The sequence below is a fragment of the Polaribacter sp. NJDZ03 genome (assembly GCF_019263805.1).
Classification (GTDB): domain Bacteria; phylum Bacteroidota; class Bacteroidia; order Flavobacteriales; family Flavobacteriaceae; genus Polaribacter.
This window is the reverse complement of the sequence record NZ_CP079195.1, coordinates 3,846,218-3,864,086: the sequence shown is the minus strand read 5'-3', so window position 1 is coordinate 3,864,086 and position 17,869 is coordinate 3,846,218. Positions and strand designations below refer to the sequence as shown.

General features: G+C 32.7%; 11 protein-coding genes. All 11 read right to left on the bottom strand.

Annotation, left to right across the window (positions count from 1 at the left end; translation table 11 throughout):
• Window positions 1-9: 9 nt before the first annotated feature.
• On the bottom strand, window positions 10-621 hold the full coding sequence (locus KV700_RS16230; protein ID WP_368384765.1) for an endonuclease/exonuclease/phosphatase family protein: 612 nt from the start codon (window positions 619-621) through the stop codon (window positions 10-12).
• On the bottom strand, window positions 615-851 hold the full coding sequence (locus tag KV700_RS17410) for a hypothetical protein (RefSeq protein ID WP_368384764.1): 237 nt from the start codon (window positions 849-851) through the stop codon (window positions 615-617). Before KV700_RS17410 ends, KV700_RS16230 begins: the two co-directional genes overlap by 7 nt.
• A 5-nt stretch (window positions 852-856) precedes the next feature.
• Window positions 857-2,884, bottom strand: coding sequence for a glycoside hydrolase family 97 protein (locus KV700_RS16225; RefSeq protein WP_218598531.1), 2,028 nt, complete (start codon window positions 2,882-2,884; stop codon window positions 857-859).
• A 343-nt stretch (window positions 2,885-3,227) separates the two neighbouring features.
• Window positions 3,228-4,661 carry a glycoside hydrolase family 47 protein gene (locus tag KV700_RS16220; RefSeq protein WP_165734242.1) on the bottom strand — a complete coding sequence of 478 codons (1,434 nt, stop codon included), beginning with the start codon at window positions 4,659-4,661 and terminating at the stop codon, window positions 3,228-3,230.
• 11 nt (window positions 4,662-4,672) lie between these two features.
• Window positions 4,673-6,874: a GH92 family glycosyl hydrolase gene (locus tag KV700_RS16215; protein ID WP_302850000.1), complete on the bottom strand. Its 2,202-nt coding sequence runs from the start codon at window positions 6,872-6,874 to the stop codon at window positions 4,673-4,675.
• Between the two features lie 39 nt (window positions 6,875-6,913).
• Window positions 6,914-9,241 carry a GH92 family glycosyl hydrolase gene (locus tag KV700_RS16210; protein WP_218598529.1) on the bottom strand — a complete coding sequence of 776 codons (2,328 nt, stop codon included), beginning with the start codon at window positions 9,239-9,241 and terminating at the stop codon, window positions 6,914-6,916.
• Between the two features lie 140 nt (window positions 9,242-9,381).
• A complete protein-coding gene (locus KV700_RS16205) occupies window positions 9,382-10,731 on the bottom strand; it encodes an alpha-L-fucosidase (RefSeq protein WP_218598528.1) in 1,350 nt (449 codons plus the stop codon).
• A 3-nt stretch (window positions 10,732-10,734) separates the two neighbouring features.
• Window positions 10,735-13,065: a family 20 glycosylhydrolase gene (locus tag KV700_RS16200; protein WP_218598527.1), complete on the bottom strand. Its 2,331-nt coding sequence runs from the start codon at window positions 13,063-13,065 to the stop codon at window positions 10,735-10,737.
• A 107-nt stretch (window positions 13,066-13,172) separates the two neighbouring features.
• Window positions 13,173-14,192, bottom strand: a complete 1,020-nt coding sequence (locus tag KV700_RS16195; RefSeq protein WP_218598526.1) for a N(4)-(beta-N-acetylglucosaminyl)-L-asparaginase — start codon at window positions 14,190-14,192, stop codon at window positions 13,173-13,175.
• 11 nt (window positions 14,193-14,203) lie between these two features.
• Complete coding sequence (locus KV700_RS16190; protein WP_218598525.1) at window positions 14,204-16,450, bottom strand: GH92 family glycosyl hydrolase; 2,247 nt, start codon at window positions 16,448-16,450, stop codon at window positions 14,204-14,206.
• Between the two features lie 63 nt (window positions 16,451-16,513).
• Window positions 16,514-17,827 (bottom strand): sugar MFS transporter, encoded by a 1,314-nt coding sequence (locus tag KV700_RS16185; protein ID WP_165734230.1) that lies wholly within the window; start codon window positions 17,825-17,827, stop codon window positions 16,514-16,516.
• Window positions 17,828-17,869 lie beyond the last annotated feature (42 nt).

Genomic DNA, 17,869 nt, shown 5'->3' with positions numbered 1-17,869 from the left:
AATTAATTATTATTTATGTAATGTATACTTAATAACAACAGGTAGGTGATCTGACGGAAATTTACCATCTTTAGAATCACTTAAAGTTGCATATTCTAATACTTTAACCTGTTCTTTACTTGTAAAAATATAATCTATTCTATCTACAACTGGTTTGTTAAAATCAAAAGCATTAAAGGTTCCGATAGGCCCAAAAGGTTGTGATTCACTTGCTATCTTAGCATCATTAAAGGCATTGGATAATAATTGAATGGGTGCTGTTTCTGGTTTCAAGTTAAAATCTCCCATTACAAGAACAGGTAAATTATCTGTGTTAAATTCGGCTATTTTATCAATGATTAATTTAGCACTTTTTACTCTCGCTATGTTACCAATATGATCAAAATGCGTATTAAAAACCCAAAACTGATCATTATTAGACTTATTAATTAAAAGAGCGAACGTACAAATTCGCTCCATAGAAGCATCCCAACCAACCGAAATTTTATTTGGTGTTTCAGACAACCAAAATGTACCTTTATTTAGGACATTAAATTTTTCTTTCTGATAAAAAATAGCACTGTACTCACCTTTGGTTTTACCATCATCTCGTCCAACTCCTACATAAGAATAACCTACCAAATACTATCTAAATACTGTACTTGATGCTCCAAGCCTTCTTGTATACCAAAAACGTCTGGACTATTATACACTATTTGATTACTTAAAAAATCTTTTCTATTGGACCATCTGTTTACACCATCGTTCGGGTTATCATACCTAATATTATAGGTCATTATTTTATAGGCTTCTTTTTCCGAAGTACAAGAAAATAAAAAACAGACTAAAAGTAAAATAACCGTTTTTTTCATATTATTTATTTATTTATTGGTGAAAATCGGATAGCTTGTCCACCACCACCAGCTAATTTTATAGTTAGATTGGTTTTTGAAGTCACTTCTTTTTTTAGAATATCAATTTCTGTCGGATTGGTTTTCCAATCGGCATTCATACCATCGGCATAGATTTGAGCGATGTACGTTTTATTCTCTTCAAGAAAACTTAACTCTATATCTAATTCTCTTTGGCTCTCATCTGTAATGCTTCCTAAAAACCAATCATCACTATTTTTATCTTTTCTAACAATGGTTATGTAATCTCCTATTTTTCCATTAATCATTTTTGAAGACTCCCAATCTGTAGCAACATCTTCAATAAATTTAAAAGCAGGTTGATTTTCATAATTCTCTATCAAATCAGATGCCATTTGCATTGGGCTATACAACACAACAAATAAAGCTAATTGCTTTGCTAATGTTGTATTTACTCTGGAAGTTCCATCATCTAAATCATTCCATTTCACTCTGTTTTTAGCGTTTTTATATAAAATATCAAATACACCAGGTGTATAATCTATTGGTCCTGCTAAACCTCTTGTAAAAGGCAAAATTGTATAATGTTCTGGTGGATTCCCTGAACTCCAAGCATTCCATTCCATACCTCTTGCACCTTCACGAGTCATCATATTTGGATAGGTTCTTCTTATTCCTGTGGGTTTAATCGGCTCATGAGCATCAATCATAATTTTATATTTAGTAGCAGTTTTAACAACCTCTCTATAATGATTTACCATAAACTGCCCATGATGAAATTGACCTTTTGTTTGAATGCCTCCTGCGTAACCCGTTTTTACAGCTTTAACCCCCAATTGTTGATACATTGAAAAAATAGGTTCTAATTTATTTTCAAAAGATTGTGCAGCCCCACCAGTTTCAACATGACCAATAAATGAAATGTTTTTTTCAGTTGCATAGTTTGTAACTTCTTTCAAATTAAAATCGTCGTAAGGTGTTACAAAATCGAAAGCATCCTTCTTTCCCCAATTTTCCCAACCTGTGTTCCAGCCTTCAACTAAAACACCTTTAATTTTATGTTTGTCTGCAAAATCGATGTATTTCTTTGTTTCTTCGGTTGTTGCTCCATGTCTTTCACCTAAAGTCCAAGTTTGTGTTCCTAAGTGCATTCCCCACCAAATTCCAATATACTTCATGGGTTCAACCCAAGACACATCTTCAATTTTATTTGGTTCATTTAAATTCAAAATTAAATTAGACTCCACTAAATCTTTTGCATTGTCTGTTATTTGAATGGTACGCCAAGGAGAAACCATTGGTGTTTTTGCTTTTACTTTAACACCATCTGGCCACGGTGCCAAATCACTTTTAAAAGAAAATGAGGCCGCTTTATTTTTCTTTAAAGTCATGCCTGCATAATTTGTTAAATTCGCTTCATGAATACTTATAAAATTACCAGCTTCCGTTTCTAATGTTATTGGTGTATTTGCTGACTCAATTTCATTTAAAGATGCATTTTTATAGAGTGTTTCGTATGATTCAAAATTTGCTGGAATATACCAACCACTATGGTTTTTCACGAAATTAAATTCCGTTAATTCTTGTGTAATTAGAAGACTGTCTACATTTTTTTGTTTAGGAATTTCATAGCGAAACCCAATACCGTCGTTGTAAACTTTAAAATAAAGATTCAGTTTTCTTTTGAATCCATCTTTTTCTTGTAAGCAAATTAATAGTTGATTGTAATTATCTTCTATTACACTTTTTTCTCCCCAAGCTGTAGTCCATTTGGTGTTGGATTGTGTAATGCTATAATCTGTTACTATAAAGTTTTTAGATAAAGGATTTGCATTTTTAAATTCGTACCCTAATTTTGAGGAATTTATAATTACAGAATCTTTAAAATTAACCATGTAAGATATACCACTGGTCGTCTGTATTGATACCCCAATTTTGTTATTTGGTGATTCAATTTTTAAAACCTTTTCACTAGAGCAGCTTACAAATGAAAAAATTAACAAGAATGCTATATAAGTTTTTTTAATCTTCATCTTTATTTAATAAATTTTAATTTACGATTGGCCTTATTTAGCCGAACGACCTACATTAGAGCGAAACGTTAGTTTACTGGTAGCATCGGTTACTTTTTTAAACTTTAGAACGATTCCCTTTTTATAGATTAAAGCGACTACCTTGTAAACTTGTTACTTCTTTACCTCTAACTTTTTTACCTTTAAAGTTGATAGATTGATGCCTAAAAATGGCACAGCTTGATTCTACTTATACTATTCCTTTTAAGCAAAATAAAAAGGAAAATTAGAATTAATTTTTATACCAATAACTTAATTTATATTAAGTTAATATTTTGTATTCTAGTAATTTACGATTCTAAAATCAATAGCCCAGTCTTTCTTTTGCATCTTCTTGATTAAAATCAGATTTTTTAAAGGTATGAGCTTCTGTATTAAATACGTGCTCATTAAAATTAAATTCACCTTGAGAAAAAGCTATATAAAAGTATTTGAATGTTTCTGCAAAAACATAAGTAGCTAAATAATCTTTTGGCTCTTTTGTTCTAACATCTTTGATTGAATTGTAGGCTACATCATTTCTACAATACTTATTTATATCTTTCCAATACTTCTTAATCATATTCAAATACTCTTCCTTACCTGTTATTTCATGAAGGTAATATGCTGACTCAATTATTTCTGGGTTTATTTCTGATTCTGCATATTCAATTCTATCCTCATCATATTTATATCTAGTTGGTAGAAGTCCATTTTTATCCCACAACCAATCCCAAGTTTTTTGATTTTTTTCTGCGGCAGAAATATCTCCAGAAATTGCTTGTATAGCAGGGAAAAAAGCATCGTATAAAGATACAGAGCGTTTTAATACTTTACCTGTTTCCATATCAACAATAGTGTAGAATGTATGTCCCTCGTATTCATCTAACAAATATTCATCAATTTTAGATTTACTAAAGTCCCAGATTTCTTTAATTTCAGGATCAGGAAAAATCATCCAACTTTTATACATATATTCATAATAAGCATCAACTCCAGCCTGCAGATGGTGCCATTTTGTACCAACCCATTCACCTGTATTTATGTTTATTTGCTCACCAGGCAAACCTATTTTTGATTTGCGATTAAAGACAGCTTTTGTTGCTTTTTTAGCAGCTTGATAGTATTTAGGATCCTTTGTATAATAACTTAAAATACCAAACTCAAATAAATAAGTGGCTGCTTGTGCAACGTTAACCACATCACCTTTTCCTTCTCCTAAATTACCTGCTAACTTGCCTGTTTTTAAATTAACTGAATGAGCAGGAATTCCTGTAGGAGTATTAAATGCTGGTAAAATTCTATCACCAAAATCTTTAGTTTTAGCTAAAATAGCTTCGTTTTTTGTGTAATGATACATTGATAATAAACCACCTAAAATTCTTATGTTTACCTCAAAAGTTTGAACATATAAATCTTTATCCCAATCCATTGCGAGCGCATAGTCTTCAATTTCTTTAGCTTCTTTTTCTAAGCCCATTACTTTTAAGGTGCTATAAGCGTCTATTGGAGAAATTCCCAAAGAACCTTCATACCAATCTTTGTGTGATTTAGATAAAGGTAATAAAACATCATGACCCCAAGCATATTTTTTATAAGCATTCCAAGAGCGTAATGTTTCTTTTTTAACTTCATCTTGGAGCATTGAAATTTCTTTATCCTTTACTTTCTGTTTGGTTTTTGTTTTATCTTCTTGCTTACAAGAAAGCAACATGAATACACTAAAACAGATAACTATTAGTTTATTGATTTTAATCATTTTTACTTAGTTTATTTTTGAATAATTTTTAAATTTTGACCATTAACAAATTCATCATTTGAAATAAAATAACTCTTATAATTTTTTCCGTTAAGTTCTATTCCTTTTATAACAGCTTCTTTATTACCAACTCTTTCAATTATAATTTTTTTGTTCTTATAATATCTTGTGTCTAAATGAATGGTAATTTTATCAAATGTCGGTGCTGTAATTGTGTACATAGGATCTGCAGGAGAAACTGGATATATTCCCATCATGCTATAAATTAACCAAGCAGACATGGTTCCAGTATCATCGTTTCCAGGCAAACCTGCCGGTTTATTTGTAAAATATGTATGAATTAAATTGGTAACACGTTGTTGTGTTTTCCATTCATATCCTTTTGCATAGTTGTATAAATAGGGGTAAGCAATATCTGGTTCATTCGCCATATCAAATTGTTTTTTCTCAAAAACTTCATCTAATTTAGCAACGTATTCTTTTTTACCTCCCATTAACTTCATTAGGGCTTTTGTATCATGTGCAACCATAAAAGTATATTGCCATGAATTCCCTTCTATAAATCCGACATTTTTTTCGAAATTAGCACCTTGATTAGGATTAAAAGGCGAATGCCATGAACCATCATCATTTTTTGGACGCAATAAATTAAATTCCTTGTCAAAGAAACTTCTATAGGAAACAGCACGATTAGAAAATAATTTATAATCTTTTTTCTTCCCTAATTTATTTGCCAATTGTGCGATTGCAAAATCACTGATGTTATATTCTTGTGTTGTTGAAACAGAACCGCTATTGGTTGTTTTTGTTGATAAATATCCGTTCTTTATATAATCTTTAATTCCTGGTCTTAACGAGTTGTTTTCTAGTTGTGTAGCGCTTTTTCGCATGGCTTCATACGCTTTTTCAATATCAAAATCTTGTATGCCTCTTAAATACGTATCTGCTAGAATAATTCCTGCAGGATCACCAACCATTGTGGTTGTTTCGGTTGCATTCAGTTCCCATTTAGGTAACCATCCGCTTTCATCATAAATATTCAACATACTTTTAACCATATCCGATTGTTGTTTTGGATAGATCAAAGACATTAAAGAATGAAGGTTTCTATAGGTATCCCAAAAAGAAAATACGGTAAATCGTGTTCCGTCAGTTTTTGCAGTTTTGCGTTTTCCCATTGTTGGATATTCGCCATTCACATCATTTAACGTATTCGGGTGAATTAATGTGTGGTACAACGCTGTATAAAAAATAGTTTTATCATCTTTTGTTCCGCCTTCTACTTCAACTTTAGATAATAATTGATTCCATTGTGAAGCAGTATTTTTATAGATAGCATCAAATGATAAATGTTGCGTTTCCTTTTCTAAATTTTCTCTGGCATTTTCTATACTAACGTAAGAAACACCAATCTTAACCTCTACTTGCGTTGGTTTTTCAAAATTATAAGTAAAATAAGTTCCAATACTATCGCCAATAACCTCTTTTCTATAGTTTTTATAAAAGCGTTTTTTGCCATTATATCCCATCCATTGTCCTTCTACACCTTCGTTTTTTCTAGTTTTTTTCCAAACTCCAAATTCATCAGCTGGTTTACTAAATTTTGCAACAAAATAAACAGGATATGATTCTTCTGGTTTGTAATAACAAAATGAACCCACATTACGCATGCCTTCTATTTCGGTTGGCGATACTACTTTAACCATAGCGCCTTCTTCGTTGGTTAAACCCAAGCCTAAATTGATTAAGATGTTCGATTTTCCTTTTGGAAATGAATATTTACTTACGCCAACTCTGGTGGTTGCAGTAAGTTCGGTTTTTACATCATATTTTGAAAGTTGAACACTGTAATAACCAGGTTTTGCAACCTCATTTGTATAAGTCGTTCCGTATTTTAAATGATCTGTTTCCAGTTCTCCTGTTGTAGGCATCGCTAAAATAACACCCAAATCTGGACATCCAACGCCACTTAAATTTACATGAGAAAATCCTGTTAAAAATGTATTCTCATTTACATAAGGAGTAGACAACCATTGGCTATCTTTTTCTAAAGGTAAATTTTTAGGACCAGCAACATTAAAAGGCGATACACTTGCCATTCCTCTTGGTGCAATTGCACCAGGATTTGTTGCTCCAAAATTAGATGTTCCAATAAATGGGTTCACATAATCGATAGGTTCTTGTGCATTAATACACGTTAAAAACGATATCATAAAAATTAACAAACAAGTATCTTTATTCATAATTGAATATTATTTTTTAAGTTTTTTACTTAATGAATATGGCGTATTTTCAGGTTTACTTGCCCACGCTTTATTTGGTACAGCATCCATATTAAATTCTAAAGAACCACCATCTTGAACAGCATCTGAGTATAAAAAACTATTATTCCATGGTTTTCCATTTAACGAAGCAGATTCTATATACACATTCTTTTCTGAGTTATTGCTTGCTGAAATAACAAAGGTTTTTCCGTTTTCTAAAGTCAGCGTTGCTTTTTTAAATAATGGACTTCCAATTACATATTCATTAACAGCAGGTGTTACTGGGTAAAAACCTAAAGAACTAAATACGTACCACGCAGATGTTTGTCCATTATCTTCATCCCCACAATATCCATCTGGGGTTGCAGAATATAACTTGGTTAAAACCTCACGTAATTTTTCTTGTGCTTTATAGGATGTATTTGCATAATTATACAAATAGATCATGTGTTGAATCGGTTGGTTTCCGTGTGCATAATTTCCCATGTTGGCAATTTGCATTTCAAGAATTTCATGAATTCTAAAACCATAATAAGAAGCATCAAAATTTGGTGGCATTTCAAAAACCTCATCTAATTTAGCTTCAAAAATTTCTTTTCCTCCCATGAGGTCAATCAAACCTTGGGTATCATGAAAAACAGACCAGGTATAATGTAAACTATTTCCTTCGGTAAAAGCGTCTCCCCATTTTAAAGGATTAAAAGGAGATTGAAAAGTACCGTCTTCATTTTTTCCTCGCATTAAGTTAGTAGAGGAATCAAATAAGTTTTTATAATTGTAAGATTTCTTATAAAAATGGGCGGCTACCCCATCTTTATTTAGTTTTTTCGCCATTTCTGCAATGGTAAAATCTGCAAATGCATATTCTAATGTTCTTGCTGCATTTTCATTAATCCCAACATCATAAGGTACGTAGCCTAATTTATTGTAGTAATTTGCTCCTTCTCTACCAACAGAATTTACTGGACGTCCTTCTACTTCATTTGCATTCTTTAAAACAGCTTCTAAAAGTACGCTTACATCTTTTTCTTGCATGTTTCCTTTTAGAAATGCGTCAGCAATAATAGTAGCGGAATTAGAGCCAATCATACAATCTCTATGCCCAGGACTTGCCCACTCTGGCAACCAACCAGATTCTTTATAGGTATTTGCTAGCCCTTCCATAATTTGTGTATTTAACTCAGGATACATCATATTAAAAAATGGAAAAACAGCTCTAAACGTATCCCAGAAACCATTATCTGTAAACATATAACCCGGTAAAACCTCTCCGTTATAAGGACTATAGTGTATTACGCTTCCTGTAGCATCATACTCGTAAAACTTTCTTGGAAATAATAAAACACGATATAAACATGAGTAAAAAGTTCTAACATTGTCAATATTATCATCTTCAATAACAATTCTTTGCAATTCTTTTTCCCAAGCAGCAGCCGCTTTTTCTTTGGTATTTTCAAATGAATCGTTCCCTATTTCTGTTTTTAAATTTAATGCAGCTTGCTCATGACTAATAAATGAGGATGCTACTTTAACATTTACTTCTTCTCCCTTTTTTGTTTTAAAACCAATAATTGCTCCAACGTGTTCTCCTTTATTGTCTGTTGAGTTTTCTATTAGCTTCCAACCATCTCCCCAAGTGTGGTTTAATTCGAAATCTTTATCAAATTCAGCCACAAAATAATTATGAAAATTATCTGGTACGCCTCCACTATTGTTTCTACAATAACCAATAATTTTTCTTTCCTTCGGAAGGATTTTCACCATCGATCCTTTATAAAAAGCATCTAAAATAATGAAAGCCGAATCTGTTTTTGGAAATGTAAATTTAAAATGTGCAGCACGTTCTGTAGGTGAAACTTCTGCAGTAACATCATAATCTGCAAGATATACACTATAATGATTTGGTTTTACTATTTCTGCTTTATGCGAAAAATAAGAAGCACGTTCTTCTTCTTTATATTTTAAATTACCTGTAACTGCCATTAAAGAAAAGGCCGCATAATCATTAATCCATGGACTAGGCTGATGGGTTTGTTTTATACCTCTTATCGTTTTATCGTCGTACTTATAAGCCCAACCATCACCCATTTTGGCAGTTTGTGGTGTCCAAAAATTCATTGCCCAAGGTGTTGCAATTGCTGGGTAGGTGTTTCCGTTTGATAAACTAAAATCGGAATCTGTACCCATCAATGGATTTACATAATCAATAAGAGCAGTCGTTTTCTCTTTTTTATCTATGGTCTTTGTTGGCGAATCACATGCCATAAATAAACCAATACTTGCAATTAATATACTCTTTAAAATATGTTTTATCATCTTTATAAATTCAATTATTAATTTTTCTTAACTACAATAACTACGTTCTTGAAAACATTGAGAAAAAACTTAAAAACCATTAATTGTTTGCTTTAGTTCTTTTTCCTTCTCAACACTTCCATCAATACATATTAATGCTGTTATTTATTTAATTCTACAGCATTTCCATGTCCTCTATACAGTTTTAAAGCATCCTCTAACTCAACTTCTAAAATAGTTGTATAAGCATCCAAATTATTTTCTTTAGGAATTTCTATTCTTAAAATTCCAGGAATATTGTTCCAAGCGGCACCACCGTTTCTTTCGAAACTAAGTTCTTGCCCACTACCTACAACTTTAATAGATTTTATTTTATTCTGAATTCCTTTTAATGAAATGTAGTTTTTAGGAGCATCAAAAATGGCTAAATAAATTTTAGTTTCATCTTTACTTAAAAGTGTTGGTCCATAAAAATGGCCATAAGGCAAACCTGCTTTTGAGTTAAAAACAGCTGTTTCATGTTTCTTAATCCAAGTTCCTAAGGCCTCTAAACGCTCTAATTGCGGTGCTGCAATAGTACCATCTGGTTTTGGACCAATATTTAATAACACGTTTCCTCCAGAACCTATAACTTCTACAAAAGTTCTTACAATTTGCGATATTGGTTTGTAATTTGTATCCGAAGGAAAATACCCCCAATTATCATTCATTGTCATACAGAATTCCCATGCTCCTTCTGGTCTTACTACAGGAATCCCTTGTTCTGGCGTACTATAATCCCCATGTGTTTTTAGCCTAGAATTAACAATAATTTTTGGGTTCCATGTTAATAATGAATCCTTTAAAGATTCTGCTCTCCATTGTTCGCTAGATTTTTCCCAATCTCCATCAAACCAATATAAATCTGGATTAAATTTGGTACTTAACTCTTTTAACTGCCCTGTATTAAATCTTATAAATCGCTCCCAAGGTGTTAACTGGTTTTGCCTTTTCTGAGGATAGTCTTTTCTGGTATTAGGACGTGGAAAAACCACATCGTAATCTGGATGCGACCAATCTATTAAAGAATAATACAGACCTACTTTTAAACCTTCGTTTCTTAAAGCGTCTACATAAGGTGCCACTAAATCTCTTTTTGCAGGTGTTTTTTCTATCACATTTAAATGACTAAGTTTTGTGTTCCACAACGCTACACCATCATGATGTTTTGTTGTTAAAACAGCATAACTAGCTCCTATTTTTTTAAATAATTTTGCCCAAGCTTTAGGGTTGTAATTTTCTGCTGTAAAGCCTTTTCCTTGTGCCATATAATCATCATAAGAAATACGTTTATGATACATAGACCAAGACTCGCCAATACCATTTACACCATAATATCCCCAATGTATAAACACCCCTAATTTAGCATCTTGAAACCACTCTAAACGCTGTTCTTTAGTCAGTTTTTCTTGTGCCGAAACTTGACTCGCAAACAAGAAAAATAAAACAATTGTTATATTTAAATACTTCATATTTTAATTTATTATAATTTCATCAACAAATAACCAAGCGTTTCCTCCTTTAGGCGTTTTTCCTAAATTTTTAGCAATCACTTTTACATATCGTACAGATTGTGCTTCAAAAGAAACTTTAAAATCCATTAAATCGAACGAAGGGTTTTTAGCATACGCTCTTTTTTCTACCCCCACTTCTGTATAATTTTCACCATCGTTAGAAACAAAAACAGTTACCGCTGTTGGAAAATAAATTTGAGGACCTTGATTTTCTAGCGTCCCTACAATTACTTCTTTTATTAAAGTTTGCTCTCCCAAATCTACCACAGCTTCCATGTCTTTCTTTAACCATGCTTGCCAATGACCGTCTGTATAATTTTTTGTTGCACGCAAAGTATTTACCAAACCAAACTCTCCTTCTCCTTGGTATCTATCATCATAAATTTCTTTAAACGTTACTTTTTTCCCTACAGCTTTATGAAACTTAATAGTGGTATTAAATGCAACGCCTACTGGTTTATCATCCTTGAATAAAGATGCATGAACCTCTGTTGTTTTATCAATTTTTATAGGTGTTGAATATCTTATAGCGTTTTCTGATAGTTTGTCTTCATTTAATGTATAACGAATATCTGAATCTGTAAATTCATTGTTCAACACTAAAGTAACTTCCTCTGTATCCATATTAATTTTTACATCTTCCATCACCAAAAATGCACTTTTTGCATAATTAATATCGATTACATCATAACGTTTAAACATGCTAGTCATTCTTAATGAAAAATCTTCCCAATTACGAGATTCTTTTGTTGACCAAAGTGTTTCTGACAATGCAGCCAATCTTGGAAAAATCATATATTCTGAGTGAGATTCTGTTTTAATTTGTTCAGACCAAAGGTTTGCTTGTCCGCCTAAAACATGATTTGCTTCTGTTTCTGTCATTCCTTCTACAATAGGATCAAAAGTGTACACTTTACTTAACGGAGTATAACCTCCCCAAGCCAAAGGCTCTTCGTTTTGTGGCCCTTGATAATGATCAAAATAACAATGAGAACCCGGTGTCATAATAACATCATGTCCTTGTTTTGCGGCTTCTAGTCCGCCGGCAACACCTCTCCAACTCATTACAGTTGCTTCTGGTGCTAAACCACCTTCTAAAATTTCATCCCAACCAATTAAACGTTTTCCCTTAGAGTTTATCAAACGTTCCATTCTTTTGATAAAATAACTCTGTAACTCTTCTACATTTTCTAATTTTTCTGAACGCATTCTTTTTTTACAATCAGCACATTTTTCCCAATTGGTTTTTGTTGCTTCATCACCACCAACATGAATATATTTTGATGGAAAAATATCCATTACCTCTACTAAAACATTCTCTAAAAACTCGAATGTATGCTCTTTTCCTGGACAATAAATATCCGTAATTGGCCAAACACCACCAGAAGGAACACCAATTGGTCTTTCATGACACGATAATCCTGGATATGCTGCAATTGCAGAAGATACGTGCGCAGGAATTTCTATCTCAGGAATAATTTCAACATTTTTTGTTGCTGCATACGCTACTAAATCTTTTAATTGGTCTTGCGTGTAAAAACCACCATAAGTTCCTTTTTCATCTGGTGAAGTTTCATCTCTACCATCCCAATGTTTGTCTTCTTGGTCTACTCTCCAAGCACCAACTTCTGTTAATTTTGGATATTTTTTAATTTCGATTCTCCAACCTTGGTCGTCTACTAAATGTAAATGAAGTACATTCATTTTAAGCATTGCCAAACGATCTATGGTCTTTTTTAAATAATCAATTTCAAAAAAATGACGTGATACATCTAACATTAACCCTCTGTATTTATAACGAGGATTGTCTGTAATACTAAGATTTGGTATTTGCCATTGTTCATTAGAAACTACGCTCTCACTTTCAATACTTACAGGAAGTAATTGTCTAAGCGTTTCTATTCCATAAAGAAAACCTGCGTTTCCGCTAGCACTAATGATTACTCGACTAGAGTTTACTTCTAACTTATATGCTTCCTTCTCTAGATTTTCATCTACCGTAAATTGAATAAAATTATTTTCAGGAGCTTTTTCAGAGATACTAAGCGTCCACCCTGCAGCATTCTTAAATTTATCAATTAAAACTTTAGTTACTTCTTTTTGAGAAGCATCTGTGGTTACAAATGTTGTTTTGCCAGTAAATTCAAACGATCCTTGTTCTAAATTTAATGCTACCGGTTTCGGAATAACAGTAATATCTTCTGTTGTGAAAACTTTTGCTTCTTTACTTTTTTGGCATGATGCTGTTATGGCTATTAAAACAAAAACTAACATCGTTTTAAATACATTCATTCTAACCGGTTTTTATATTATTAATTTTTATTAAGTTAGTTTACATTACTCATTTTATGTAAAAGATCATTTCTAAACATAATTATCTCTTACTGTTCAGTTTTTTTTTAATCATCCCAAGACATTTTAAATGCGGCATCTTCCATTCTATTACCACTTTTCTCATCTGCAACCGCATAATTAAATCCAGATCGCAAACTGTAGCCTGCATGTTCACCTTTTTTATTTACTGCTATAAAACCAACTTGTAAATACTCCATATCTTTATGGTTTTTATGTTTTGCATAAATGCGTTCTACAATTTCTTTACAAGCTTCATAAGGAGATTTTCCTTGGCGCATTAACTCAACTACCATTGCACTTCCTGCGGTACGCAAAACAGCTTCTCCTAAACCTGTTGCAGCAGCAGCTCCAATATCATTGTCTAAAAATAATCCTGCTCCTATTATTGGTGAATCTCCAACACGACCATGCATTTTCCAAGCAGCACCACTTGTAGTGCAACCTCCAGAAATATTACCGTCTTTATCTACAACCAACATAGAAATGGTATCGTGATTTTCCATATTGATAACTGGTTTGTACTTGGATTCTTCTATCCAGTTTTTCCAGTCTTTTTCAGCTTCTGCTGTTAGTAGGTTTTCTTCTTTAAACCCTTCAGACAATGCAAATTGAAAAGCACCTTCTCCAACAAGCATTACATGCGGTGTATTTTGCATTACTTTTTTAGCTACTGAAATAGGGTGCTTAATTCCTTGTAAAAAGGAAACCGAACCACAATTACTGTCATGATCCATAATACAAGCATCTAAAGTTACCTTTCCTTCTCTATCCGGAAATCCGCCATAACCTACACTTCTTACTTTTGGGTCTGCTTCTGGAATATTCATTCCTGCTACAATAGCATCAACCGTAGGTTTACCCTCCTTTAATTGTTTCCAAGTTTCTTCATTTGCAGGCAAACCATGATTCCATGTAGAAATTATAATCGGTTTAGATCCTTTACTAATTTCCATGCTTCCCGTAATTTCAGATTTGGTCTCTACAGACTTATCGCAACTTAAAATTGCACCAATACCTACTGTTCCTAAAGCTGCTTTTTTTATAAAATTTCTTCTATCTGACATGCGTTGTTTTTTTATTGATACATTTTTGAGGTTAAAGCCATTGAGTTTTTAGTATTCTTATTAGGAGTGCTTCCCATCCTAAAAATCAATTCGCCACCGTTCATAATTTCCTTATGTGTAATGTAATTACGTTCTATTAACTCGTTATTTAATGAAATAGACTGTATGTATTTATTGTTTGAACTATTGTTTAGAACCTCTATAGAAAATGTATTCCCGTTTTCTAAATGAACTAAAGCAGTATCTACAATTGGTGAACCAAAAGCATAAACGCTTTGTGCTGGATTTGTAGGGTAAAAACCCAAAGCACTGAAAATATACCAAGACGACATTTGTCCGCAATCTTCATTTCCGCAATGTCCGTCTGGTTCATTTTTATATTGTGTTTCTAATATCTGACGCACCAATTTTTGAGTTTTCCATGGTTTATCAATATAATTATATAAGTAAGCTACATGATGACTTGGTTCGTTTCCATGTGCATATTGTCCAATCATTCCGGTACTAAAAATGGGTAATTTATCTTCTGGAAGCGGATCTAACGTAAACATTGAATCTAATTTCTTTTCAAAAATATCTTTACCACCTATAATATCTGTTAACCCTTCGATATTATGCTGAACCGACCAAAAATATTGCCAAGCATTACTTTCACAGAAATAAGGTGAATATTCTTTAGGAACAAAGTTTTTAATAAACGAACCGTCCTTTAATTTTGGACGCATAAACCTACTTTTAGAATCGTAAACATTACGCCAATTCTCCGATCTTTTTAAAAACACTTCATAATCATCAATCTTTCCAATGGCTTTTGCAAACTGAGCAATGCACCAATCATCATAAGCGTATTCTAATGTTTTAGAAACCGACCAATTTTCATGTTGCTCGTCAACAGGTACGTAACCCAACGCCATGTATTCATTAATTTGCCTAGAATTATCTTTGGCACTTTTTAAACATGCTTCATATGCCAAAGCGGTATCAAAACCTTTAATACCTTTAAAATAAGCATCTACAATTACAGGAACTGCATGATAACCAATCATCATATTCGTTTCGTTTCCTTGCAAAGACCAAACTGGCAGCAACCCTGTTTCCTCATAATGAGCAAGAAGTGAATTTACCATATCTGAAACCCGATTAGGGTGTAAAACAGTGTACAATGGATGTGCAGCCCGATATGTATCCCATAATGAAAAGGTATCATACCTATTAAATCCTTCTGCTTTCATAACGCTATCATTTGCACCTTTGTAGTTTCCGTTATGATCACTTAACAAAGTAGGTGCCAACATAGATTGATACAGCATGGTGTAAAAAATTCGCTTTTGAGTTTCATCTTTAGTAGTAATAACTATTTTACTAAGTTCATTTTCCCATTTGGTTTCAGCTTCATCTTTAATAGCATCAAAATTAAAATGAGGAGCTTCTACTTCTAAAGATTTATAAGCACCTTTAATATCTGCCGTTGATACGCCGGTTTTTAAAATTACTTGTTCCCCTTTTGTAGTAGCATAATTTAAACTAATTCTTATATTTTTAGCGGTAGCAGGCGATGTTGTTAAAGTATCATTTTTAAATAATTGATACGATTCAAATGGTTTAGATACTTTTATTACAAAATATGCTCGCTGGTCTTTTGCCCAACCTGTAGATTTTCGATATCCTTCTATAGTAGTATTATCAACAACCCTAAAATGAGTTTCCGTTGGGCTATCCCAATTTAAAGCATAACCTAAATCTATATGAATCTGAGTAGCTTTATCTTCTGGAAAAGTATACCTATGAACACCCGCTCTTTCTGTAGTGGTTAATTCTGCTTTAATTCCATAATCTAATAAATCTACCGAATAATATCCTGGAGACGCAGTTTCTTTGGCATGTTTAAAACTAGAAAAAGGCTTAAAGTTATTAGCTTCTATCCGTTTAGAGGATCTGCTGTTGGTTGGCATTACTAAAATATCATACAAATCTCCGGCACCTGTTCCTGTTAAATGCATGTGAGAAAAACCAGAAATTATAGAGTCTTTATAAAAATACCCTGCTATTCTATCCCATCCAGGAATACCAATATCTGGACTCAACTGCACCATACCAAAAGGAACCGTTGCTCCTGGATAAGTATTACCTGGTCCATCTGTTCCTATAAATGGATTTACAAAACTTATCAATTTAGATTGAACAAATACATCTTGGGGCTCTTTACATTGAGATAAAAGAACAATACACAATAGCGCTATAAAACAAATCTTATTCATTCACTTTTATTCTAAAATATTTATTTTTAAGTAGAAATACTTCTTGTTAACCAGTTAAACGAACTATACAACCGCTACTTGAGCTTTACCATTTTTATAACCAAACCAAACAATATACGCATAACAAAGTATAATTAACAATAATGCATTTTTAAATGCGATATAATCTGTTAAGAAACCAAACATTGGAGGAATAATTGCCCCACCAACAATAGCAGTACATAATAAACCTGATGCTTTTGGTTTTAAGTGTCCTATACCATCTATAGCTAGGGTAAAAATGGTTGGAAACATAATAGAGTTGAATAAACCAACTGCCAAAATACTCCACATACTAACCAAACCAACCGTACTCACAGATAAAATAATTAAGGAAATAGAAATGGTGGCAAAAATAGCCAACACTTTTCCTGGTTTTATAATTCTGGTAAGATATGCACCTGCAAACCTACCAATCATTGCACCAGACCAATAAAATGTTACAAAAACACCTACAACTGCTTTGTCATCTCTTTCTGCCAATCCAGAGTTTAAAATGCCTTCTGCAATGGTTCTCATAAATCCGTTTTCTTTAATAACCGATACAAGATTCATGTCTAAGAAATAGTTTACTAAGTAACTACCAATAGCAACTTCTGCCCCAACATAAAAAAAGAGACCTAAAACTCCTTGCATTAATTTCTTGTTTTTAAAAGCCTCTCGATATGTTCCTGAAGAAGTTTCTGAAATCATATTTGGTAATTTTGCAAACAGAAAAATAATTGCTATAACTCCTATAAAAACAGCCAACCCTAAAAAAGGAGTTTGCACTGCTGCTGCTTCAGAAGTTAAGTAAGCTTCTTTTGCAGCTCCTTCTAATTCTGCAATTTGATCTTTGGTTTTTATAACATCACTTAAAATAAACAAAGCACCAACCGCAGGTGCTACTGCAGTACCTAAAGAGTTAAATGCTTGAGAAAGATTTAAACGACTAGATGCTCCGTCTTCAGAACCTAATACAGCTACAAAAGGATTGGCTGCAACTTGTAAAACAGTCATACCTGCTGCCAAAATAAAATATGCCAACATAAAAATACCAAACTCACGATATGAAGCTGCTGGATAAAACAATAAGCACCCTAAAGCCATGGTTGATAACCCCAAAATAATTCCTTTTTTATATCCTATTTTAGATAAAATATAACTTACTGGAATAGACAATAAAAAATAGGCACCAAAAAATGCAAACTGCACCAAGCCTGCTTGAAAATAAGTTAATGTAAATAATTCTCGTAAACGAGGAATCAAACTATCTACGAGTACAGTGATAAATCCCCATAGGAAAAATAACACCGTTAATAAGATAAATGCTGAGCGATAGGATTTTTGATTCGTCATAATTTTATTTTTTTACTATTTAAAACGTACAATGATTTTCTA

Excerpts from the sequence above, each read along its gene's own strand:
- KV700_RS17410 (WP_368384764.1), bottom strand. The coding sequence starts at position 851 with ATGAAAAAAACGGTTATTTTACTTTTAGTCTGTTTTTTATTTTCTTGT.
- KV700_RS16225 (WP_218598531.1), bottom strand. The coding sequence starts at position 2,884 with ATGAAGATTAAAAAAACTTATATAGCATTCTTGTTAATTTTTTCATTT.
- KV700_RS16220 (WP_165734242.1), bottom strand. The coding sequence starts at position 4,661 with ATGATTAAAATCAATAAACTAATAGTTATCTGTTTTAGTGTATTCATG.
- KV700_RS16215 (WP_302850000.1), bottom strand. The coding sequence starts at position 6,874 with ATGATATCGTTTTTAACGTGTATTAATGCACAAGAACCTATCGATTAT.
- KV700_RS16210 (WP_218598529.1), bottom strand. The coding sequence starts at position 9,241 with ATGATAAAACATATTTTAAAGAGTATATTAATTGCAAGTATTGGTTTA.
- KV700_RS16205 (WP_218598528.1), bottom strand. The coding sequence starts at position 10,731 with ATGAAGTATTTAAATATAACAATTGTTTTATTTTTCTTGTTTGCGAGT.
- KV700_RS16200 (WP_218598527.1), bottom strand. The coding sequence starts at position 13,065 with ATGAATGTATTTAAAACGATGTTAGTTTTTGTTTTAATAGCCATAACA.
- KV700_RS16195 (WP_218598526.1), bottom strand. The coding sequence starts at position 14,192 with ATGTCAGATAGAAGAAATTTTATAAAAAAAGCAGCTTTAGGAACAGTA.
- KV700_RS16190 (WP_218598525.1), bottom strand. The coding sequence starts at position 16,450 with ATGAATAAGATTTGTTTTATAGCGCTATTGTGTATTGTTCTTTTATCT.
- KV700_RS16185 (WP_165734230.1), bottom strand. The coding sequence starts at position 17,827 with ATGACGAATCAAAAATCCTATCGCTCAGCATTTATCTTATTAACGGTG.